This window comes from Streptomyces sp. NPDC057099 (assembly GCF_042671245.1).
Taxonomy (GTDB): domain Bacteria; phylum Actinomycetota; class Actinomycetes; order Streptomycetales; family Streptomycetaceae; genus Streptomyces; species Streptomyces purpurascens.
Genome location: NZ_JBHUTX010000001.1, coordinates 170,847 through 191,829, shown reverse-complemented (window position 1 = coordinate 191,829; position 20,983 = coordinate 170,847). Strand labels below are relative to the sequence as shown.

Sequence of the window (20,983 nt, the reverse complement as noted above, 5' to 3'; positions counted from 1 at the left end):
GGTGAAGATGGGGGCAAGAGGTGGTAGACCACTCTCAGCGACAGAGAGGTCGGCCGGTGGGCGCACACGAGGAGTACGGCGTTGCCCGGCGGCGGTTCGACGTGGCCGACGCCGTGCCCCTGTTGCTCGATCCGCAGGGCGTCGTGACGGGCTGGACCGACGACGCCCGGCGGCTGCTGGCCTACCCGGCTTCCGAGGCGGTCGGCAGGAAGCTGTCCGATCTGCTGGCCGCCGAGGACGCGGAGCGTGTGCCGGACCTGGTCGAGCGCTGCCGCAGGGACGGCGGCTGGACGGGGCTGCTGACGGTCCGCCGCAAGCACGGACAGTCGGTGCGGGTCGTGGCCCGGATCACCTCCACCGAGGAGACGCACAGCGGCTCGCGCTGGCTGGTGCTCCTGTCGGAGCTGGGCCAGGCCCCCGGCTGGGACATGAGCCGTACGGTGCTGGAGCGGATGGTGACCGACGCCTCCGTCGGCATCGCCATCGTGGACACCGACCTGCGTTTCGTGTGGTCCAACGCCGCCCTGGAGCAGTTCGGCGGCGGACCGGCACCGCGACGGCTCGGGCTGCGCTTCGCGGACGTCCAGCCGGGCATGGACGCCCAGGCGGTCGAGGCGCAGATGCGGCACGTCCTGGCGACCGGCGAGGCGGTCGTCGGCTACGAGCACGTGGGCCATGTGCGCTCGGCGCCGCTGCGCGAGACGGCGCACATGCTGTCGTTCACCCGGCTCGAGGACGACCGGGGCCACCCGCTGGGCGTGTACTACACGGTCGTCGACATGACCGAACGGCACCGCGCGCGGCAGCGGCTGGCGCTTCTCGACCGGGCCGGCGAGAGCATCGGCCGCAGCCTCGACGTCCTGCGTACCGCGCAGGAGCTGGCCGACGTGGCCGTGCCGGGAGTGGCCGACTTCGTCACCGTGGACCTGTTGGAGGCGGTGCTGCGCGGCGCCGAGCCGGCTCCCGGGCCGCTCGCGGACACGGATCCGGTGGCGCTGCGCCGCGCCGGCCAGCGGTCCGAGGAGGAAGACCTCCCGCAGGGCGCCCTCGAGGTCGGCGACGTCGCGACCTACCTGGCCGGGTCGCCCCCGGTCCGCTGCCTGACCACGGGACGCTCCTGGCGCGCTGAGCGGCTCGATCCGGTGACCCGGGAATGGGCCACGGACCTCCCGGAAGGCCGCCGGACCGCCACGTTTCTGGAGCTGGACCTGTACAGCGTGATGGCCGTGCCGATCCGGTCGCGGGGCACCACCCTGGGCGTCACCACCTTCTTCCGCCGCCACCGCCGGGAGCCGTTCGACGAGGAGGATCTGCACCTGGCCGAGGACCTCGTCGCCCGCGCGGCCGTCTGTCTGGACAACGCCCGGCGCTACACCCGCGAGCGGGACGCCGCCCTCGTTCTGCAACGCAGTCTGCTCCCCCACCGGCTGCCCGAGCAGGACGCCGTCGAGGTGGCCGCGTGCTACCGGCCGGCCGACGAGCTGACCGGCCTGGGCGGCGACTGGTACGACCTCATCCCGCTGTCCGGCGGCCGCGTCGCGCTCGTCGTGGGCGAGGTGCCCGGGCACGGCATCGACGCCGCGGCGGCCATGGGGCAGCTGCGGACCGCCGTACGGACCCTGGCCGCGCTGGATCTGCCGCCCGAGGAGGTGCTGGCGCACCTCGACGACCTGGTGGCGCGGTCGGCGCGGGAGGAGGGCGTCGAACCGGGCACGGCGGGCCACGACAGCGGGCGGTCGTCGTCCGTGGGCTCCGGGTGTCTGTACGTGGTCTACGACCCGGTCGACGGCGGCTGCACGATGGCGGCGGCGGGCCACCCCGCCCCGGCCGTGGTGGCGCCCGACCGCTCGGTGACGTTCGTGGATCTGCCGCAGGGGCCGCCGCTCGGCGTGGGCGGTCCGCCCTTCGAGGCGGTCCAGCTGTCCCTCGCGGAGGGCAGCACGCTCGCCCTGCACACCGACGGGCTGCTGGCCCGGGGCGAGACCACCTGGGCCGTCGACACCGGCCGGGAACGGCTGCGCGGGGCGCTGGAACAGGCGGGTCCGCTCGAGTCGCACTGCCTGACCGTGGTCGACGCGCTGGTCCCGGCGCGCCCGTACGACGACGTGGCCCTGCTGATGGCCCGGACGAAGCGGCTCGACACCGAGCAGGTCGCGGCCTGGGACCTGCCCTCCGACCCGGCCGTCGTCGCCGACGCCCGCCGCACGGCCACCCGGCAGCTGGCGCACTGGGGCCTGGACGAGCTGGTCTTCACCACAGAGCTGGTGGTGAGCGAGCTGGTCACCAACGCCATCCGGTACGCCACCGGCTCGATCCGGCTCCGGCTGATCCGGGAGCGCGCCCTGGTCTGCGAGGTCTTCGACGGCGGCGCCACCGCGCCCCATCTGCGCCACCCCCGCACGACGGACGAGGGCGGGCGCGGGCTGCTGCTGGTCTCCCAGCTGACCCAGCGGTGGGGCACCCGGTTCGTCCATGACGGAAAGATCATCTGGGCGGAGCAGTCACTGACGGACCTCACGGAGTGAAGCCGAGGCCCAGAATCGGACATACCGTGGGAAAATAGTCTGGTCCCGGTAGTGGTGAGGCAGCCATGACGGATTCGTCGATCGAGTACGCGGCGGTGTTCCAGGCCCTGCCCGGCATGGTGGCGCTGCTGACGCCGGAGCTGATGTACGCGGACGCCAACGAGGAGTTCATCCGGGTGTCCGGCCGCTCCCGCGAGCAGCTGATCGGCCGCTATCTGTTCGACGTCTTCCCCGACAACCCCAACGACCCGGCCGCGACGGGCATGCGCAACCTGGAGGCCTCGCTGCACCGGGTGCTGGCGACCGGGGAGCGCGACGCCATGGCCCTGCAGCGCTACGACGTCGAGGATCCCGAGCGGCCCGGGGAGTGGCATGAGCGCTACTGGAGTCCCGTGAACGCCCCGCTGGTCGGCCCCGACGGCAAGGTGGTGCTGATCCTGCACCGGGTCGAGGAGGTCACGGAGCTGATCCGGGCCCGGGGCCGCTCCGGGGGAAATCGGGGCAGCCGCGCCCGGGTCCTGGAGGCCGAGTTGTACACCCGCGCCCGTGAGCTGCAGGAGCTCAACGACCGGCTGCGCCAGGCGCACTCCCGGGAGCGGGAGGTGGCCCTGGCACTGCAGGAGGCGATGCTGCCCGACCGCCGCCAGGTCAGCCACCACCACCGGGCCGCCGTCCGCTACCGGCCCGCCGTGGGCGCGCTCAACGTGTGCGGGGACTGGTACGACCTGGTCGACCTGGTCGGCGGCCACCGGGTCGGGGTGTCGGTGGGCGACGTGGTCGGGCACGGGCTGGAGGCCGCCGGTGTCATGGGCCAGCTGCGCAGCGCGCTCAGCGCGGCCTCCCGGGTCGCCGAGGGCCCGGCCCAGGCGCTGGACGTGCTGGGGCGCTACGCGCACGTCGTCGAGGGCGCCGAGTCGGCGACCGCCGTGACGACCTTCATCGACTTCGACCGGCAGGCCATCACCTACAGCAGCGCCGGCCATCCCCCGCCCGTGCTGGTCCACGCCGACGGCCGCACGGAGCTGCTCGACGGGGCCACCGACACCCCGCTCGACGCCCGCCCCGACCCGATACCCAGACCCCAGGCGGACACCTCGTACGCGCCGGGCGCCACCCTCGTGCTCTACACCGACGGGCTGATCGAACGGCGCGGCGAGGACATCGACACCGGTCTGGGCCGCCTCGCCGACGCGCTGGCCCGGAACCGGGACCAGGACCCCGAGGCCCTCGCCGACACCGTCCTGCTGGAGCTGCTGCCGCACGGCGGCGCCACGGACGACACCGCGCTGGTCATCGTGCGGCTGTGACCAGCGGCTGCGACCAGGGGGGCAGGGGCCGGGCGCCCTACAGCCGGTTCCGTCCGTGGTCGAGGAGCCTGACGCGGTCCACGTTCTGCCGGTCCTCGGTGTCGCCGCTGGGCTCGCCCGCGAACCACGCGTCGAGGATCTCCGTCAGCAGCGGCTCGGATGTCAGCCGCAGGCTGAGCGCGAGGACGTTGGCGTCGTTCCAGCGGCGGGCCCCGTCGGCCGTGTAGGCGTCGGTGCACAGGGCGGCGCGTACGCCGGGCACCTTGTTCGCGGCGATCGAGGCGCCCGTGCCGGTCCAGCAGCACACCACGGCCTGGTCGGCCGTGCCGTCGGCGACCTCGCGGGCCGCGGCCTCCGAGCACACCGCCCACTGCGGGTCGCCCCCGGAGCCGAGGGCACCGTGCGGGCGCACCTCGTGCCCTCGGTCCCGCAGCACGGCCACGAGGGCGCGGGCGACGGGCTCGTCCATGTCCGAGGAAACAGAGATCCGCATGCTGCGCAGACTACTCGCCGGGGCCGCAAGAACCACCGGTTGGCCAGGCACCCTTCACATCCCGGCCATGCCACCCGTTCGGCTTGCCGATCACCCGTACGGACCAGCACGCTGGTCCCGCGGCCCTCCCCAGCCGCATGAGCACCACCGGACACCGCCCCCCGACTGACTGACCGTCAGTCAATAGGTGAAGGATCGACGAGGTCCTGCCGCACGAGGTGCCCGGTGGCTGCGCCTGCACCTACACTGGCACCCCACGACACGCCGGTTGACCTGCTGGAACGCGGCGGTTGAGTTCACCGCCAGAGTCGAGGAGCGCCCGCTTTGTTCTACTACCTGCTGAAATACGTGCTGCTGGGCCCGCTGCTGCGACTGGTCTTCCGCCCTCGAATAGAGGGGCTGGAGCACGTGCCGTCGGAGGGCGCCGCCATCGTCGCCGGCAATCACCTGTCGTTCTCGGACCACTTCCTGATGCCGGCGATCCTCAAGCGGCGCATCACCTTCCTGGCGAAGGCCGAGTACTTCACGGGCCCGGGCCTCAAGGGCCGGCTGACGGCCTTCTTCTTCCGCAGCGCGGGGCAGATCCCGGTCGACCGCTCGGGCAAGGACGCGGGCCAGGCCGCGATCCGCGAGGGCCTCGGCGTGCTGGACAAGGGCGAGTTGCTCGGCATCTACCCCGAGGGCACGCGCTCGCACGACGGCCGGCTCTACAAGGGCAAGGTCGGGGTCGCCGTGATGGCCCTCAAGGCCGGCGTCCCGATCATCCCCTGCGCGATGATCGGCACCTTCGAGGCCCAGCCGCCCGGCAAGGTCATCCCCAACATCCACCCCGTCGCGATCCGCTTCGGAAAGCCCCTCGACTTCTCCCGCTACGCCGGCATGGAGAACGAGAAGGCCATCCTGCGCGCCGTCACCGACGAACTCATGTACGCGATCCTCTCCCTGTCCGGGCAGGAGTACGTCGACCAGTACGCGGCCGTCGTGAAGGCCGAGGAGGCCGCCGCCGCGAAGAAGCGGAAGTTGCCGCGCATGCCGCTCGGTTGATGCCTCTGCTGTCGGCAGAACCGCAGGTGGCCCGGCCCTGGGCCGCCGTACGGTCGCCGTATGACACGTGCTGTGGTGATCGGAGCGACGGGACAGATCGGACGGGTGGCGGTCGGGGCACTGGCCCGGGACGGCTGGGAGGTGACGGCCGTCTCGCGGGGCGGCGGCCGGGACCCCCGGTGGCCGGAGGGCGTCCAGGCCGTGCGGGCCGACCGGGAGGACGACGCGGAGCTGTCCGCGGTGGTCGGTGACGGCTGCGACGTCCTGGTGGACATGGTGGCGTTCGGCGCCGGGCACGCACGGCAGTTGACGGGGCTGGCCGGGCGGGTCGGCTCGGCGGTGGTGATCTCCAGTGTGTCGGTGTACGAGGACGACCAGGGCCGCGGCTTCGACACGCAGAGCGAGCCCGGGGGCTTTCCCGAGTATCCGCTGCCGATGACGGAGGCCCAGCGCACGGTACGGCCGGGCGACGCCTCGTACAGCACCCGGAAGGCAGCGCTGGAGCGCGAACTCCTCGCGGCGGGCGACCGGTTGCCGGCCACGCTGCTGCGCGCGGGCGCCATCCACGGGGCGTACTGCCGCACCCCGCGCGAGCTGTACATGGTGAAGCGCAACCTCGACGGCCGTAGGCGGCGCGTGCTCGCCTACGGCGGCGAGAGCCGGTTCCATCCGGCGAGCGTTCACACGATCGCCGAGCTGATCCGGCTGGCCGCCGCCCGGCCGGGGGCCCGCGTCCTGAACGCCGTGGACCCGGACGCGCCGACGGTGGCCCGGATCGCGGCGGAGATCGACGCGGTGATGGGCGTGAAGACCGAGGACGTGCTCGTGGACGGCCCGCCGCCCGAACCCGGTGTGGGCGAGACGCCCTGGTCGGTGCCGGTGCCCGTGGTGTGCGACATGTCGGCGGCGGAACGCGAGCTGGGCTACCGGCCGGTGGTGCGGTACGCGGACACCCTGCCGGAGACGGTCGCCTCGATCGAGGAACAACTCGCCGGGCGGGACTGGCGGGAGGCGTACCCGAAGATGGTCCAGGCGTACGGCGACCTCTTCGACTACGCGGCGGAGGACGCCTGGCTGGCGGAGAGGGACGGCTGAGGGGGCGACTGAGGGGGGCGGCCGGACGACCGCCCCCCTCCGGCCGTGACTACGGCTTGGGCGTGGCGTGCGGGGTGCAGGTCACATCGCGACGGTCCAGCTTGCCGGTGAGCAGGTAGCTGTCCACCCGCTCGTTGACGCACGGGTTGACCAGCCCGGTGACGCCGTGCGAGCCGGCGTCCTTCTCGGTGATCAGGCGGGAGCCCTTGAACCGCTTGTGCAGTTCGACGGCGCCCTCGTACGGCGTGGCCGCGTCATGCTCCGACTGGACGATGAGCACGCCGGGCAGGCCCTTGCCGCTCTTGACGTCCAGCGGCGTGTGCTGCTTGGACGGCCAGGTGGCGCACGGCAGGTTCATCCAGGCGTTGGCCCAGGTCATGAACGGGTGGTCCTTGTGGAGCCGGGTGTTGTCCCGGTCCCAGGTGCGCCAGCTCGTGGGCCACTTGGCGTCGGCGCACTCCACGGCCGTGTAGACGGCGTTGCCGTTCTCGGCGGAGGCGTTGCCCGCGGTGTCGGACAGGTCGGGGGCGGCGGCGTCGATCAGCGCCTGGGTGTCTCCGGCGACGTACTTGCTGAAGACCGAGGCGACCGAGGCCCATGCCGAGTCGTAGTACGGGGCGCTCTGGAAGAAGGAGATCAGCTCGGCCGGGCCGACGACCCCGCCGAGGGGGTTCTTCTTCGCCGTGGCGCGCAGCTCGAGCCACTTCTCCTGGACGGCGGCGCGGGTGGTGCCGAGGTGGTAGGTCGCGTCGTTCGCGGCGACCCAGTCCTGCCAGTCCTTCCAGCGGCCCTCGAAGGCGACGTCCTGGTCCAGGTTGGCCTGGTACCAGATCTTGTCCCGGGACGGGTTGACGACGCTGTCGACGACCATGCGGCGCACATGGCCGGGGAACAGGGTGCCGTAGACGGCGCCGAGGTAGGTGCCGTAGGAGACGCCCAGGAAGTTGAGCTTCTTCTCGCCGAGGGCGGCGCGGATGACATCGAGGTCGCGTGCGGTGTTCGGCGTGGTCATGTGCGGCAGCATCGCGCCGCTGCGGTCCTGGCAGCCCTCGGCGTACTCGCGGGCCAGCTTGCGCTGGGCGAGCTTGTCGGCCTCGGAGCCGGGCACCGGGTCCATCTTGGGTGCCTTGACGAACTCCTGCGGGTCGACGCAGGAGATGGGCGCCGACTTGCCGACGCCGCGCGGGTCGAAGCCCACGAAGTCGTAGGCCTTGGCGGCGTTGGCCCACACCGGGTTCTTGCTCGTGACCCGGGCGGGGAAACGCAGTCCGGAGCCGCCGGGGCCACCGGGGTTGTAGAGGAGCGCTCCCTGCCGCTCGGCCTTGGTGCCCGTGTTGCCGATGCGGTCGACCGCGAGCTTGATCTGCTTGCCGTGCGGCTTGGCGTAGTCGAGCGGCACCGTGACGTACCCGCACTGGATCGGCTTGGCCAGATTCCAGTCGGCGGGGCAGTCCTGCCAGTCGATACCGGCCTTCGCGGCCCGGGCGGCGGCTGTCGCGACACCCCGGGCCTCGCGGTCCTGGCCGTGGCGGGTGTCCGCGCTGGCGTTCGCCGAGGGCGCCGCGACGGCGCCGGCTATCAGCGTGGCCGTGACGAGTGCTCCGGCCGAACCGAGCGCCGCCACCCGCCTCTTCGGTCTCGTACCCCTCAAGGGGGACCTCCCCGTACATCGTTGCGATCAGTACGGGGATCCTCGCGGCTGTGAGGTCGCTGAGAACAGGGTCTGTCGCGCTTCTTTGCCAATCCGATAAACGGAGAAGGAATTCTGCTCTACGGACGGCCGTGCGAGCGCCTACGCGAGGGACGTCAACGCCTCGTCGAGCAGCCGCCGCAGCCGCAGCGCGTCCGGCGCCACGGCGGTCACCAGCGCGGCGGGGCCGGCGAGCGGCACGACCGTGGCCCCCTCCCCCAGCGCCCGGGCCGTCACCGGCTCGGCGGCGAACTCCGGCCGCACGACGACCAGTTGTCCGACCGCCCGGTGCCCCGCGAGCACGGCGGGCCCGTCCCAGCCGCCCGGCGCGCCGGGCCCGCAGGCCAGCTCCTGGTCGAGCACGGCCCGCCCGGCGATCCGCACGGTCAGACGGCTCGTCAGCCGTCCGGGTTCCTCACCGACGCGCCCGAGCACCTGCTCCTCGCGCAGCACGAGCCGGGCCGTGGCGGCGAGGTCGACGCGGGTCGTGACATACAGGTCGCTGCCCTGGGCGGAGATCAACTGCTCCGGAAGCCAGTGCAGTTCGGCACCGTCGGCGACATCGAGCCGCACGTCGTAGCGTGCCTCGCTCTTCGACTGCCCCGGCAGCGCGATGGTGGCGGCGGCCGACCCGACCGACAGCCGGGCCGCCTCCTCCACCCGGGCCTCCACGGTGAAGTGGTCGCCGCCGAGCGGCCCGCTCATCGCCCCGACGAGCATGACCCGCGCCTCGGGGCCACTGGCCCTGGTCCGCCGCAGCGCCAGGGGTCCGTCGCTCTCCAGCACGGGCAGAGAGGTCCCGCCCCGGCCGTCGTCCCGGGCGACGATCCGCGCCACGGACCGCACCCCGGCACCGTGCACGCTCACGCCGTCCACGCGGTGAGCTGCGCCCGCACCCACGCGGCGACGTCCGTCACGCCGGCCTCGCTCCGCAACGACTGGAAGACGACCGGCAGTTCGGCCCGCTGTGCCTTGGCGTCGGCCGCCATGCGCGCGAGGTCGGAGCCGACGTACGGTGCGAGGTCGGTCTTGTTGACGACGAGCAGGTCGGCGGTGGTGACGCCCGGTCCGCCCTTGCGCGGGATGTCGTCGCCCCCGGCCACGTCGATCACGAAGATCTGCGCGTCGACGAGCCCCTTGGAGAAGGTCGCGGTGAGGTTGTCACCGCCGGACTCCACGAGGACCAGGTCCAGCGGCCCGACGGCGTCCTCCAGGTCCTCCACCGCTTCCAGGTTGGCGGAGATGTCGTCCCGGATCGCGGTGTGCGGGCAGGCGCCCGTCTCCACGGCGGTGATCCGCTCGGGCGGCAGCACGGCTTCCCGGAGCAGGAACTCGGCGTCCTCCCGGGTGTAGATGTCGTTGGTGACGACCGCGATCGACAGCTCGTCACGCAGCGCGCGGCAGAGGGCGGCGACGGTGGCGGTCTTTCCTGAGCCGACGGGTCCGCCGAGGCCGATCCGCAGGGCGCGGCGGGTGCCGTCGGGGCGGTGGGCGTCGGCGCTGACGGCTGGCGCGCCGTCGTGGTGGTGGTCGAGGTGCATGTGCGGCTCCTGGTTTGGGGCGACCGGTTCGGGGTGGCGGGCGCTGGTTTCGGGGTGCGGGTCGGTGGGGGTTTCTCGCGCAGTTCCCCGCGCCCCTGGGGCGAGCAGCTACGACGCGAACAGCCGTACCGCCCAGGACGCGTGCACCTCCGCCCCGATCTCCAGCAGCGGTGCCGACGCGGCGGGCAGTGCGTCGACCCCTTCGTCGACCACCCGCCGCGCCGCCTCCACCGCGCGGTCCACGACCTGGTCCAACTCCGGTGCCAGACGGGCCAGTACGCCCGTCGCGTCGAAGGGGTCCAGGCTCAGCAGCCGGACGGTCGCCGTGGCGGGGCCGCTCACGCTCTCGTAGGCCGCGCAGTACGCCGCGTCGACCGGCCCCAGTCCGGCCGCCCGGGCCGTCAGGCCGAGCACCACCGGCTGATGGGCACCCTTGGGGAACTCGCGTGCCAGCGCGTCCAGTTCGGCGGACGGCCAGGTCGACCGGGCGGCCCGCATCAGCTGGCGACCCAGCTTGCGCGCGGCGACCCGCAGCGCGGGTGACGGTGTACGGGCGTCCGCGGCACGGTCCAGCGCGACGGGGTCGATCCCCAGCGCGGCGGCGGCCGAGAGCGCCGCCGCCACCGCTCCGGCCGTGTGCAGGCGCCCCCGGCAGAAGTCCGCGAGGCTCGCCGCCCCCTTGATCCGGCCGGCCTTGACCGCGGCCTCGGCCCCGCCGGAGTGTGCGTGGCCGCCGGCGGGAAAGCGGCCGTCGGCCAGGACGAGAAGCGCTGCTCGTGACATAGGGGGCGTCCTCAGAACAGGAAGTAGCGCTGCGCCATGGGGAGTTCGGACGCGGGCTCCGCCTCGACCGCTTCCCCGTCGATGTACACCGCGAAGCTGTCGGGGTCGACCCGCACGTCCGGGCGCGCGTCGTTCTCCCGCATGTCGGCCTTGGTGACCCCGCGCGTCGAGTCGATCGCCACGAACCGCTTGCCGAGGCCCAGCCGCTCCGGCAGCCCGTCCTCGACGGCCAAGGGGGCGACGAAGTTGAAGGAGTTGGCGGCCGGTGCCCGACCGATCGCCCCGTACATCGGGCGGGGCAGGATCGGCTGCGGTGTGGGGATCGAGGCGTTCGCGTCGCCCATCTGCGCGTACGCGATCTGCCCGCCCTTGATGACGAGCTGCGGCTTGACGCCGAAGAACGCCGGTTCCCACAGCACCAGGTCGGCCAGCTTGCCGCTCTCGACCGACCCGATCTCCCGGGCCAGGCCCTGGGCGAGCGCCGGGTTGATCGTGTACTTGGCGACGTAGCGGCGTACCCGGCGGTTGTCGGCGCGGCCGTCCCCGGGCAGGGCGCCCCGCCGCCGCTTCATCACATGCGCGGTCTGCCAGGTCCGCATGACGACCTCGCCGACGCGTCCCATGGCCTGGGAGTCCGAGGAGATGATCGAGATCGCGCCCAGGTCGTGCAGCACGTCCTCCGCGCCGATCGTGGACGGCCGGATCCGGGACTCGGCGAAGGCCAGGTCCTCCGGCACCGCCGGGTTGAGGTGGTGGCAGACCATCAGCATGTCGAGGTGTTCCTCGGCGGTGTTGACGGTGAACGGCCGGGTCGGATTGGTGGAGCTCGGCAGCACGTGGGACTCGGAGACCACGGTCATGATGTCCGGCGCGTGCCCGCCGCCCGCGCCCTCGGTGTGGTACGCGTGGATGCCCCGCCCGGCGATCGCGGCGAGCGTGTCGCCGACGAAGCCGGCCTCGTTGAGCGTGTCCGTGTGGATGGCGACCTGGATGCCGGTCTGCTCGGCGACGGTCAGCGAGGCGTCGATGACGGCCGGGGTCGAGCCCCAGTCCTCGTGCAGCTTCAGGCCGAGCGCGCCGCCGCGGATCTGCGACAGCATCGCCTCGTGCGAGACGGTGTTGCCCTTGCCCAGCAGGCCGATGTTGAGCGGGAAGGCCTCCATCGCCTCCAGCATCCGCGCGAGATGCCAGGGGCCCGGGGTCACGGTGGTGGCCTTGGAGCCCTCGGCCGGGCCCGTACCGCCGCCGACGAGGGTCGTGATGCCCGCCGAGAGCGCCTCGTCGGCGATCTGCGGGCAGATGAAGTGGACGTGGGCGTCGATCGCGCCGGCCGTGAGGATCCGCCCGTTGCCGGCGATGATCTCGGTCTCCGGGCCGATGACCAGGTCCGGGTGGACGCCGTCCATGGTGTCGGGGTTGCCGGCCTTGCCGATGCCGGTGATCCGGCCGTCGCGGACGCCGATGTCGGCCTTGACGATCCCCCAGTGGTCGATGATCACCGCGCCGGTGATCACGGTGTCCGGGGTGCCCTCCGCCCGCGTGGCGCGCGCCTGGCCCATGGACTCTCGGATGACCTTGCCGCCGCCGAACACGGCCTCGTCACCGGCGAGGCCGGGGCCGCCGGAGCGGTCCTCCTCGATCTCCACCAGCAGGTCGGTGTCGGCGAGCCGGATCCGGTCGCCGGTCGTCGGGCCGAACAGGTCGGCGTACGCGGCACGCGAGATCTCAGGCATCGAGGGCACCTCCGGTCTCACCGCGCAGACCGGGCACGACACGGGCGCCGGTGAGCGGAACGAGTTCGACGTCGACGGGGATCCCGGGTTCGAAGCGCACGGCCGTGCCGGCGGCGACGTTCAGCCGCCTGCCGCGGGCCGCGGCGCGGTCGAACTCCAGGCCGGGGTTGGCCTCGGCGAAGTGGTAGTGGGAGCCGACCTGGACGGGCCGGTCGGCGGCGTTGAGGACGGTCAGCCGGGTGACCTCGCGGCCCTCGTTGTACGCAATCGGGTCCTCGGCGAAGAGGATCTCTCCGGGAATCACGGCGGCTCCCCGTCAGACGATCGGGTCGTGGACGGTGACGAGCTTGGTGCCGTCCGGGAAGGTGGCCTCGACCTGGACGTCGTGGATCATCTCCGGGATGCCCTCCATGACGTCGTCCCGGGTGAGCAGCTTGCGTCCGGAGGACATGAGTTCGGCGACGGTACGGCCGTCACGGGCGCCTTCGAGGAGGTGCGAGGTGATGAGCGCGACCGCCTCGGGGTGGTTCAGCCTCAGCCCGCGGGCCCTGCGCTTCTCGGCCACGTCCGCCGCGACGTGGATCAGCAGTCTCTCTTGCTCGTGCGGGGTCAGTTGCACGTCCCACCTCACAGTCCTCGCTCCGGACCGTGCGGGGCCCGGCTGCCGCAGCCCCGGGGAAAAGCCCTGGTGGCGTGGCGGCAGGCTAGTTGGACCGGGTTTCGGGCACGTTAACCGAGCTGTGATCCTCCAGGCCTGTGCGACGCGCCCGGACAGCTACGCCGGGCCGGCCCCCCGATGCTCCGCCGCGATCCCGAACCGCTGTCGTTCGCGAGGAGCGGACGCGACCTCGCGGACCGTGGAGACGGCGCTGATCACCTGCTCCTCGGCGGGCTCCGGGAGCTCCTGGGCCTCTTCGAGTCGCCGCAGGTCATCGGCTGAGACGAGGGCGACGAGGGGCTTGCCGTGCCGGGTGACGACGACGCGCTCGCCGCCGTACACCACGCGGTTGATCAGGTCGGCGAGCTCAGCCCTGGCTTGCGTCACCGGAATCTCATAGGCCATGTCCTCATCATAACGTGACGTACGTCCTGTACATTTTTTACAGAGGAAGCTGTCGCCGAGGACAGCCCTGCCGCGAGGAGGGGTTCACCATGACCCGACCGTCCGCCCGTCATGTGCTGCCCGAGCTCACGGAACGCACGAGTTCCGGGCAACGGACCATGGACCCGTACTCGAAGCTGCTGGAGGAGCGGATCGTCTTCCTCGGGACGCCGGTGGACGAGATCTCGGCGAACGACGTGATGGCTCAGTTCATGTACCTCGAGCACCAGGCCCCGGACCGCGACATCCAGCTCTACATCAACTCCCCCGGCGGCGCGTTCCACGCGATGACGGCCCTCTACGACACGATGCGCTACGTCACCTGCGACGTGGAGACGGTCTGCCTGGGCCAGGCCGGGGCGGCCGCCACGGTGCTGCTGGCGGCCGGCACGCCGGGCAAGCGGTCCATGCTGCCGGACGCGCGCCTGGTGATCCATCAGCCTTCCCTGCCCGAGCCGGTCCAGGGACAGGCCAGTGATCTGGCGATCCAGGCCGACGAGCTGCTGCGGATCCGGACCCGCATGGAGGAGATGCTCGCGCTGCACACGGGCCGCACCCGGGAGCAGGTGAGCGAGGACATCGAGCGGGACAAGATCCTCACCGCCCGGGAGGCGGTGGAGTACGGCCTGGTGGACCGGATCGTCCCCGACCGCAAGGCCACCATGGCCGCGCCGACCGGAAGGTGAGCCGCCGGTGCTGCCGCCCGAACTGCCGCCGCTGCCCGCCCTGACCCGTGCGGAGGCGGAGCTGATCGACCGTTATCTGGAGGTCGTGGACCTGCTCGGCCGCGTCAATCCGGCGCTGCACGGCGACACCTACCGCGGACTGCGCGCCGCCCAGGCCCTGGTCGGCAAGGCGACCGCGCTGCGTGACGCGCTGGCCCTGATGCACCAGCGGGGCGAGACGGAGCTGCACGCCGACACACTGGCCCGGGCGCTGCGGGTGCTGGACGGCGAGCGCCGCACCGCCCGCGTCACCCTGCCCCCGGAGTCCGTCGGTTGACGCGGAGCCGGCCGATCCATCGGCCCGGACGCGCGCTCTGTCGACGTGGCGTCCGGGCTTGAGTCGAAACGGGCCAAACGACGTACCGCTGTTCGGAGTAGACGGGACACCAATTTTTGGACCGTCACGGTTGCGCGACGCGCACGCCGGAGGAGCGGAATTAGACATTCCGTCGCTGGTCCGGCGGTGCGCGGCGTGGTGGACACCCGGTCGAACACAGACGTGTCCACCCGAACGGGTGAGTGGTGAGTAACAACACAAATCCCCGGTTCCGTTGGGATTTCATGACAACCATCAGTCAAGATCCCTGACTGACGACAAGACCCCGCCACAGCGGCGGGGCGATCCGGGCGGACGCCGAGTCCTGCCGCCGCCTGGATGACCGGTCGACAGGAGTGGATCGGCAGGAGTGGAGGACCCAAGCACGACGGGTCGCCGGGACGGTCACGCCATGACCGGAACCGAGCAGCCCTTGGGGTGAAGCCGCGTCAGCGGCCGGGCAACTTCGCCAGCCCGAATCCGACAGGTCATCCTTCACAGGCGGCTGACGAAGGGTTGCGCATGACTGCGCTCAATCGTGTCCCGTCGCTCATGGTCCGGGCCGGTACGGCCTCGGCCCTCACCATCGCCGCCGTGGGCGGCTCGATCGTGGCCCCCGGCCTCTCCTCCGAGGCATCGGCAGCCACGTCGGCGACCAAGGCACTCCAGATAGCGGCCTCGAAGAAGGGATCGCCCTACAAGTACGGCGCCACCGGCCCGCACCGGTTCGACTGCTCGGGCCTCACGCTGTACTCGTTCAAGAAGGTCGGCAAGAAGCTGCCGCGCACTGCCGCCCAGCAGTACAACAAGACCCGCCACATCTCCGCCCAGAACCGCAAGGCGGGAGACCTGGTGTTCTTCCACTCGGGCCGGAACGTGTACCACGTGGGTATCTACGCGGGTAAGAACAAGCTCTGGCACGCCCCGAAGAGCGGGGACGTGGTGCGGCTGCAGAAGATCTGGACCAAGAGTGTCTGGTACGGGCGCGTGAAGTGATCCCACGGGCGTGCGGCGCTGCCTGAGACGCGCCGCCGCACGCCCACGGCGGCTGCGCGGTGGGGCTACGGCTCCTGCTGTCCCGCCGCCGTCATGGGCTGGGCCGGGACGGTCCAGGGAAGTTCGACGGAGATGGTCTTGCCGCCCTCGCGGGTGGGGCGGATCCTGAGCCTGCCGCCGCATTCGGCGGTCAGCCAGCGGATGATGACCAGGCCGCGGCCGTTGTCCTGCTGGACGGCGGCGGGGAGCCGTCTGGGGAGCCGTGGGTGGCTGTCCGTGACACCGATGCGCAGCCGTTCGTCGCGGTCCAGGGCGACGTCCACCGTGAACGTGGGCGACTGCCCGAAGGTGTGCTGGACGGCGTTGGTGGCGAGCTCGGAGATGATCAGCCGGACGGTGTCGGACACCTCCGTGTACGCCGGCAGGCCCCACTCCGCCAGCGTGTCCACCACGTAGGCACGCGCTGCGGAGACCGAGGCGGGATCGCTCGGCAGAGTGACGGATGATTCCAAATGGTCTGCCATGGCGACGTCGTCCCTTTCCCACGGGACCGCAGCCCGACACGGAGCGGACGGTTCGAGTACGGTCCCGGACTGGTGCTTCGCCGCCAGAGTGCCACCAGAACACCCGCGAAGGGCGGCGATCCACCAAGATATGCATATATCTGTCGCCCAAAGCGGTGAACTCTACGACGCGAGACCGTATTCGGGTGGCTCGGAAGGAGTAAGGAGAAGCCCATGCAGCACGGTCCCGCGGTGCGCCGCCGGAAACTGGGCGCCGAACTGCGCGCGCTGCGCACCTCGGCGGGTCTCACCAGCGGTGAGGCCGCCCGGCTGGTGGGCTGGCACCAGTCCAAGGTCAGCCGGATCGAGACGGGCACGAGCGGGGTGAAACCGGCCGATGTGCGGTTACTTCTCGACACCTACGGTGTGACGGACTCCCAACTTCGCGAACTGCTCCTGGTGTTGGCGGAATCCGACGACGGGAGCGGCCGGCACCACTGGTGGCACGCCTACCGCGGGGTGCTGCCGCCGACCTACCGGGACTTCATCAGCCTGGAGTCGCAGGCCACCGCCATGCGCACGCTGGAGACCACCGTCGTCCCGGGGCTGCTCCAGACGCCCGAGTACGCGCGCGCGGTGACGAAGGCCGCGGTGGAGGGGCTGTCGGAGGACCGGCTCGACACGCTGGTCGAGGTGCGACTGGCCCGGCAGGACGTGCTGCGCGCGGATCCGCCGCTGGAGCTGAGCGCCGTCCTGGACGAGGCCGTGCTGCGGCGGGAGGTGGGCGGGCCCGGGGTCATGTCCCGGCAGCTGGAACGCCTGGTCGAGGCCGCACGCTTGCCCCAAGTGCGGCTCCAGGTACTGCCGTTCGCCGCCGGAGCACACATCGGTGTTACCGGCCCTTTCGTTGTCTTCTCATTTTCGAGCACTTCTGATCTGAACGTGGTTGTTCTCGACCACTTGACGAGTAGCCTCTACCTCGAACGGAAAGAAGACCTCCAGGCCTACACGGAGGCCTTCAACGCCCTTCAGATCCACGCCCTTTCGCCCGAGGACTCGTTGGATTACATCGCCGGGACAGCCGCCGGCGCGTAAGGAGGCACCATGCGTGCACTGCCTCGTCATGTCCCCTCAAGCATCGAACTGCACGGTGTGCGGTGGTTGCGCAGCAGCTACAGCACCGGCGCGAACAACTGCGTCGAGACCGCGTGTCCGGACACCCCGCCCTGGGCCGGACTGCTCGCCGTGCGCGACTCCAAGGACCCGGCCGGGCCCGCGCTGCTCTTCTCATCGAGGAGCTGGGCGGAGTTCACGGCCGCGGTCGACCACATCTGACCGTTTCTGATCAGTCCGTCATCGTGTGACGCACGGCCGTGTCACGCCGACTCATGGCCGCGTCTCGCCGATCAGCCGTACAGCGCGTTCGATCTGTTCCCCGGTCAGGTCCGCGCGGGCGGTCAGCCTGAGTCGCGAGATGCCGTCGGGCACGGAAGGAGGACGGAAGCAGCCCACGGCCAGGCCCGCCGCGCGGCACTCGGCCGCCCAGCGCACGGCGTCCTCGGGAGAGGGCGCACGCACCGAGACCACCGCGGCGTCCGGACGTACCGCTTCCAGACCCGCGGCGGTCAGGCGTGCGTGCAGTTCGCCCGCCACCGCGCGGGCCCGTGCCGCCCGCTCCGGCTCGCGGCGCAGCAGCCGCAGGGCCGACAGGGCCGCCCCCGCCGCCGCGGGGGCGAGTCCCGTGTCGAAGATGAACGTCCGTGCCGCGTTGACCAGGTGGTCGATCACCCGGGCGGGGCCGAGGACGGCTCCGCCCTGGCTGCCGAGCGACTTGGACAGCGTGACCGTGACGACGACGTCGTCGGCGCCCGCGAGCCCCGCCGCGTGCGGGCCGCCCCGGCCGCCGTCCCCGAGGACGCCCAGGCCGTGGGCGTCGTCGACCACCAGCCCGGCGCCGTGCTCCCGGCAAGCCGCGGCGAGGGCCGCGAGCGGGGCCGCGTCGCCGTCGACCGAGAAGACCGTGTCGGACACGGCGATCGCGGCGCCCTCGTGTGCCGAGAGTGCCTTGCGGACGGCGTCCGGCTCGGCGTGCGCCACCACCTGGGTCGTGCCGCGGGCCAGCCGGCAGCCGTCGATGAGCGAGGCATGGTTGCCCGCGTCGGAGACGATCAGAGAGCCGTGCGGGGCCAGCGCGGTGACCGCCGCGAGGTTGGCCGCGTAGCCGGAGGAGAAGACGAGGGCCGCCTCGGCACCGCAGAATTCGGCCAGTTCCCGTTCCAGTTCCGCGTGCAGTTCGGTGCTGCCGGTGACGAGCCGGGAGCCGGTGGAACCGCCGCCCCAGACCCGCGCGGCACGGGCCGCGCCCTCGGTGACCTCGGGGTGCCGGGCCAGCCCCAGGTAGTCGTTGCTCGCCAGATCGAGGAGCGGTGAGGCTGCCGGACGGGGGCGCAGAGTCCGTACGAGTCCGGCGCGGCGGCGCACCCGCGCCTGCTCGTCGATCCAGCCGAACGCCATGGGTGGTCCTCCGGGAGAATTTGTAGGCAGTGCACAGACACTAGCGGGACCACCAGCAGGTCAGTATGTGGCAATACCCACACGTCGAAGCGACTCTGTTGTACGAACTCTCCTTGGCCCGGAGCGGGTCCGTAGGACAGGATCGGCTCTCATGGACCTGCTGAACACGCTGGTGGACAAGGGGCTTCGGCGCGAGCTGCCGACCCGCGAAGAGGCACTCGCCGTCCTGGCGACGTCCGACGACGACCTGCTCGATGTGGTGGCCGCGGCCGGGAAGGTGCGCCGGCACTGGTTCGGCCGACGGGTGAAACTCAACTATCTCGTCAACCTGAAGTCCGGCCTGTGCCCCGAGGACTGCTCCTACTGTTCGCAGCGGCTCGGCTCCCAGGCCGGGATCCTGAAGTACACCTGGCTCAAACCCGACCAGGCCTCCGACGCGGCGGCGGCCGGTGTGGCCGGGGGTGCCAAGCGCGTGTGCCTGGTGGCCAGCGGGCGCGGTCCGACCGACCGGGACGTGGACCGGGTCTCCGACACGATCAAGGCCATCAAGGAGAGCAACGAGGGCGTCGAGGTGTGCGCCTGTCTCGGACTGCTCTCCGACGGGCAGGCCGAGCGGCTGCGCGAGGCGGGCGCCGACGCCTACAACCACAACCTCAACACGTCCGAGGCGACGTACGGGGAGATCACCACCACGCACACCTACGCCGACCGCGTGGACACGGTCGAGAAGGCCCATGCGGCGGGCCTCTCCGCCTGCTCCGGGCTGATCGCCGGCATGGGCGAGTCGGACGCGGACCTGGTGGACGTCGTCTACTCGCTGCGCGAGCTGGACCCGGACTCGGTTCCGGTCAACTTCCTGATCCCGGTCGAGGGCACCCCGCTGGCCAAGGAGTGGAACCTCACCCCGCAGCGCTGCCTCAGGATCCTGGCGATGGTGCGCTTCGTCTGCCCGGACGTCGAGGTGCGCATCGCGGGCGGCCGGGAGGTCCATCTGCGCTCGATGCAGCCGCTCGCCCTGAACCTGGCCAACTCGATCTTCCTCGGCGACTACCTGACCACCGAGGGCCAGGCGGGCAAGGCCGACCTGGAGATGATCGCGGACGCCGGGTTCGAGGTGGAGGGCACCGACCAGGTGACGCTGCCCGAGCACCGGTCCGGCGGCTGCCACGACGGCGGCGGGGTCTGCGGCTCCGAGGGCGGTGGGGGCTGCGGTTCCGCCGACGCCGCCCCGGAGGTCTCCGAGCCCCGTACGGCCGGCGACGCCCGTACGGACCTGGTCGCCGTCCGTCGCCGGGGCGCCGGAACGGACCTCGCGCCCAATGCCTGAGCGGACGGTGCCGGAGCTGACGGTGCCCGAGCTGCTGGAGCTCGACCGGCGGCATGTGTGGCATCCGTACGGCCCGATGCCCGGACGGCAGGAACCGCTCGTCGTGGAGTCGGCGAGCGGGGTGCGGCTGCGGCTCGCCGACGGCTCGGGAGAGCTGGTCGACGGCATGTCGTCCTGGTGGTCGGCGATCCACGGCTACAACCACCCGGTGCTCAACGAGGCGGCGCGCGGGCAGCTGGAGCGGATGAGCCATGTGATGTTCGGCGGGCTCACCCACGAGCCCGCCGTACGCCTGGCGAAGCTCCTTGTCGACATGTCGCCCGAAGGGCTCGAGCATGTCTTCCTCGCCGACTCGGGGTCCGTGTCGGTCGAGGTCGCGGTCAAGATGTGCCTGCAGTACTGGCGTTCGCTGGGGCGTCCCGGCAAACAGCGGCTGCTGACCTGGCGTGGCGGCTATCACGGGGACACCTGGCAGCCGATGTCGGTGTGCGATCCCGAGGGCGGGATGCACGAGCTGTGGACCGGGGTGCTCCAGCGTCAGGTGTTCGCGGACGCGCCGCCCGCCGAGTACGACGAGGCGTACGCCGAGCATCTGCGCACGACGGTCGAGCGGCACGCCGACGAGCTGGCGGCGGTGATCGTCGAGCCGGTGGTGCAGGGCGCGGGCGGGATGCGCTTCCACTCCCCCGCGTATCTGCGGGTGCTGCGCGAGGCGTGCGACGCGCACGACGTGCTGCTGGTGTTCGACGAGATCGCGACCGGTTTCGGCCGTACGGGCGCGCTGTTCGCGGCGGAGCACGCGGCCGTGACGCCGGATGTGATGTGCGTGGGCAAGGCGCTGACCGGCGGTTATCTGACCATGGCGGCGACGCTGTGCACCGCGCGGGTGGCCGACGGGATCTCGCGGGGCGAGGTGCCGGTGCTCGCGCACGGCCCGACCTTCATGGGCAATCCGCTGGCCGCGTCCGTGGCCTGTGCCTCGATCGAGCTGCTGCTCGGCCAGGACTGGCTCGCGGAGGTCAAGCGGATCGAGACGGGGCTGCGGGACGGGCTCTCGGCCGTCGCGGACCTGCCGCAGGTGACGGACGTGCGGGTGCTCGGCGCGATCGGGGTCGTGCAGCTGGACCACGCCGTGGACATGAAGGCGGCCACCGAGGCGGCCGTACGCGAGGGCGTGTGGCTGCGGCCGTTCCGCGATCTGATCTACACGATGCCGCCGTACGTCACGGGCGACGCGGACGTGGCGCGGATCGCGCGGGCGGTGTGCGCGGCGGCGCGGGAGGGATGAC

22 protein-coding genes and 1 riboswitch are annotated in these 20,983 nt (G+C 71.9%); of the genes, 11 read left to right on the top strand and 11 right to left on the bottom strand.

Annotation, left to right across the window (positions count from 1 at the left end; translation table 11 throughout):
* Nucleotides 1-56: 56 nt before the first annotated feature.
* Nucleotides 57-2,525: a SpoIIE family protein phosphatase gene (locus ACFT4A_RS00910; protein WP_382824719.1), complete on the top strand. Its 2,469-nt coding sequence runs from the start codon at nucleotides 57-59 to the stop codon at nucleotides 2,523-2,525.
* A 65-nt stretch (nucleotides 2,526-2,590) separates the two neighbouring features.
* Complete coding sequence (locus tag ACFT4A_RS00905) at nucleotides 2,591-3,832, top strand: PP2C family protein-serine/threonine phosphatase (RefSeq protein ID WP_382824718.1); 1,242 nt, start codon at nucleotides 2,591-2,593, stop codon at nucleotides 3,830-3,832.
* 37 nt (nucleotides 3,833-3,869) lie between these two features.
* On the opposite strand, the gene ACFT4A_RS00900 is transcribed toward ACFT4A_RS00905, so the two are convergent.
* A complete protein-coding gene (locus tag ACFT4A_RS00900; protein ID WP_382824716.1) occupies nucleotides 3,870-4,325 on the bottom strand; it encodes an RpiB/LacA/LacB family sugar-phosphate isomerase in 456 nt (151 codons plus the stop codon).
* A gap of 324 nt (nucleotides 4,326-4,649) precedes the next feature.
* Here ACFT4A_RS00900 and ACFT4A_RS00895 point away from each other — a divergent pair, with 324 nt between their 5' ends.
* Nucleotides 4,650-5,369 (top strand): lysophospholipid acyltransferase family protein, encoded by a 720-nt coding sequence (locus tag ACFT4A_RS00895; protein ID WP_382824714.1) that lies wholly within the window; start codon nucleotides 4,650-4,652, stop codon nucleotides 5,367-5,369.
* Between the two features lie 60 nt (nucleotides 5,370-5,429).
* The gene (locus ACFT4A_RS00890; RefSeq protein WP_382824712.1) at nucleotides 5,430-6,464 is read left to right on the top strand and encodes an NAD-dependent epimerase/dehydratase family protein; all 1,035 of its coding nucleotides are present in this window, start codon (nucleotides 5,430-5,432) and stop codon (nucleotides 6,462-6,464) included.
* Nucleotides 6,465-6,513: 49 nt separating this feature from the next.
* Here the strand turns inward: ACFT4A_RS00890 and ACFT4A_RS00885 are convergent, their stop codons facing one another.
* The 8 genes from ACFT4A_RS00885 to ACFT4A_RS00850 form a co-directional block, all read right to left on the bottom strand.
* Nucleotides 6,514-8,115, bottom strand: coding sequence for an alpha/beta hydrolase (locus ACFT4A_RS00885; protein WP_382824710.1), 1,602 nt, complete (start codon nucleotides 8,113-8,115; stop codon nucleotides 6,514-6,516).
* 141 nt (nucleotides 8,116-8,256) lie between these two features.
* The gene (locus ACFT4A_RS00880) at nucleotides 8,257-9,030 is read right to left on the bottom strand and encodes an urease accessory protein UreD (RefSeq protein ID WP_382824709.1); all 774 of its coding nucleotides are present in this window, start codon (nucleotides 9,028-9,030) and stop codon (nucleotides 8,257-8,259) included.
* A complete protein-coding gene (ureG, locus tag ACFT4A_RS00875) occupies nucleotides 9,018-9,695 on the bottom strand; it encodes an urease accessory protein UreG (protein WP_382824707.1) in 678 nt (225 codons plus the stop codon). The genes ACFT4A_RS00880 and ureG overlap by 13 nt, the downstream gene beginning before the upstream one ends.
* Before the next feature lie 108 nt (nucleotides 9,696-9,803).
* Complete coding sequence (locus ACFT4A_RS00870; protein ID WP_382824705.1) at nucleotides 9,804-10,478, bottom strand: urease accessory protein UreF; 675 nt, start codon at nucleotides 10,476-10,478, stop codon at nucleotides 9,804-9,806.
* Nucleotides 10,479-10,489: 11 nt separating this feature from the next.
* Nucleotides 10,490-12,211, bottom strand: coding sequence for an urease subunit alpha (locus ACFT4A_RS00865; protein WP_382824703.1), 1,722 nt, complete (start codon nucleotides 12,209-12,211; stop codon nucleotides 10,490-10,492).
* Nucleotides 12,204-12,515 carry an urease subunit beta gene (locus ACFT4A_RS00860; RefSeq protein ID WP_382487300.1) on the bottom strand — a complete coding sequence of 104 codons (312 nt, stop codon included), beginning with the start codon at nucleotides 12,513-12,515 and terminating at the stop codon, nucleotides 12,204-12,206. Before ACFT4A_RS00860 ends, ACFT4A_RS00865 begins: the two co-directional genes overlap by 8 nt.
* 12 nt (nucleotides 12,516-12,527) lie before the next feature.
* Entirely contained in the window at nucleotides 12,528-12,830 is a 303-nt protein-coding gene (locus tag ACFT4A_RS00855) for an urease subunit gamma (RefSeq protein WP_184599242.1), read from the bottom strand.
* A gap of 156 nt (nucleotides 12,831-12,986) precedes the next feature.
* On the bottom strand, nucleotides 12,987-13,274 hold the full coding sequence (locus ACFT4A_RS00850) for a type II toxin-antitoxin system Phd/YefM family antitoxin (protein WP_382824701.1): 288 nt from the start codon (nucleotides 13,272-13,274) through the stop codon (nucleotides 12,987-12,989).
* Nucleotides 13,275-13,363: 89 nt separating this feature from the next.
* Here ACFT4A_RS00850 and ACFT4A_RS00845 point away from each other — a divergent pair, with 89 nt between their 5' ends.
* The 3 genes from ACFT4A_RS00845 (at nucleotide 13,364) to ACFT4A_RS00835 (ending at nucleotide 15,350) form a co-directional block, all read left to right on the top strand.
* Entirely contained in the window at nucleotides 13,364-13,999 is a 636-nt protein-coding gene (locus tag ACFT4A_RS00845; protein WP_382824699.1) for an ATP-dependent Clp protease proteolytic subunit, read from the top strand.
* A gap of 7 nt (nucleotides 14,000-14,006) precedes the next feature.
* Nucleotides 14,007-14,315: a hypothetical protein gene (locus tag ACFT4A_RS00840; RefSeq protein WP_382824697.1), complete on the top strand. Its 309-nt coding sequence runs from the start codon at nucleotides 14,007-14,009 to the stop codon at nucleotides 14,313-14,315.
* Nucleotides 14,316-14,660: 345 nt separating this feature from the next.
* Nucleotides 14,661-14,873, top strand: a riboswitch (cyclic di-AMP (ydaO/yuaA leader).
* A 3-nt stretch (nucleotides 14,874-14,876) separates the two neighbouring features.
* Entirely contained in the window at nucleotides 14,877-15,350 is a 474-nt protein-coding gene (locus ACFT4A_RS00835; RefSeq protein WP_382824695.1) for a C40 family peptidase, read from the top strand.
* A 65-nt stretch (nucleotides 15,351-15,415) separates the two neighbouring features.
* Here the strand turns inward: ACFT4A_RS00835 and ACFT4A_RS00830 are convergent, their stop codons facing one another.
* Nucleotides 15,416-15,874 (bottom strand): ATP-binding protein, encoded by a 459-nt coding sequence (locus tag ACFT4A_RS00830; RefSeq protein WP_382824693.1) that lies wholly within the window; start codon nucleotides 15,872-15,874, stop codon nucleotides 15,416-15,418.
* Between the two features lie 213 nt (nucleotides 15,875-16,087).
* On the opposite strand from ACFT4A_RS00830, the gene ACFT4A_RS00825 reads away from it, so the two are divergent.
* Both ACFT4A_RS00825 and ACFT4A_RS00820 read left to right on the top strand, forming a co-directional pair.
* Complete coding sequence (locus ACFT4A_RS00825) at nucleotides 16,088-16,948, top strand: helix-turn-helix domain-containing protein (RefSeq protein ID WP_382824691.1); 861 nt, start codon at nucleotides 16,088-16,090, stop codon at nucleotides 16,946-16,948.
* A 9-nt stretch (nucleotides 16,949-16,957) separates the two neighbouring features.
* Nucleotides 16,958-17,188, top strand: a complete 231-nt coding sequence (locus ACFT4A_RS00820) for a DUF397 domain-containing protein (protein ID WP_382824689.1) — start codon at nucleotides 16,958-16,960, stop codon at nucleotides 17,186-17,188.
* A gap of 51 nt (nucleotides 17,189-17,239) precedes the next feature.
* Here the strand turns inward: ACFT4A_RS00820 and ACFT4A_RS00815 are convergent, their stop codons facing one another.
* Entirely contained in the window at nucleotides 17,240-18,367 is a 1,128-nt protein-coding gene (locus ACFT4A_RS00815; RefSeq protein WP_382824687.1) for an 8-amino-7-oxononanoate synthase, read from the bottom strand.
* Between the two features lie 151 nt (nucleotides 18,368-18,518).
* Between ACFT4A_RS00815 and bioB the strand changes: the two genes are divergently transcribed.
* Both bioB and ACFT4A_RS00805 read left to right on the top strand, forming a co-directional pair.
* Nucleotides 18,519-19,694, top strand: coding sequence for a biotin synthase BioB (gene bioB, locus ACFT4A_RS00810; RefSeq protein ID WP_382824685.1), 1,176 nt, complete (start codon nucleotides 18,519-18,521; stop codon nucleotides 19,692-19,694).
* Between the two features lie 7 nt (nucleotides 19,695-19,701).
* Complete coding sequence (locus tag ACFT4A_RS00805; RefSeq protein WP_382825205.1) at nucleotides 19,702-20,982, top strand: adenosylmethionine--8-amino-7-oxononanoate transaminase; 1,281 nt, start codon at nucleotides 19,702-19,704, stop codon at nucleotides 20,980-20,982.
* Nucleotide 20,983 lies beyond the last annotated feature (1 nt).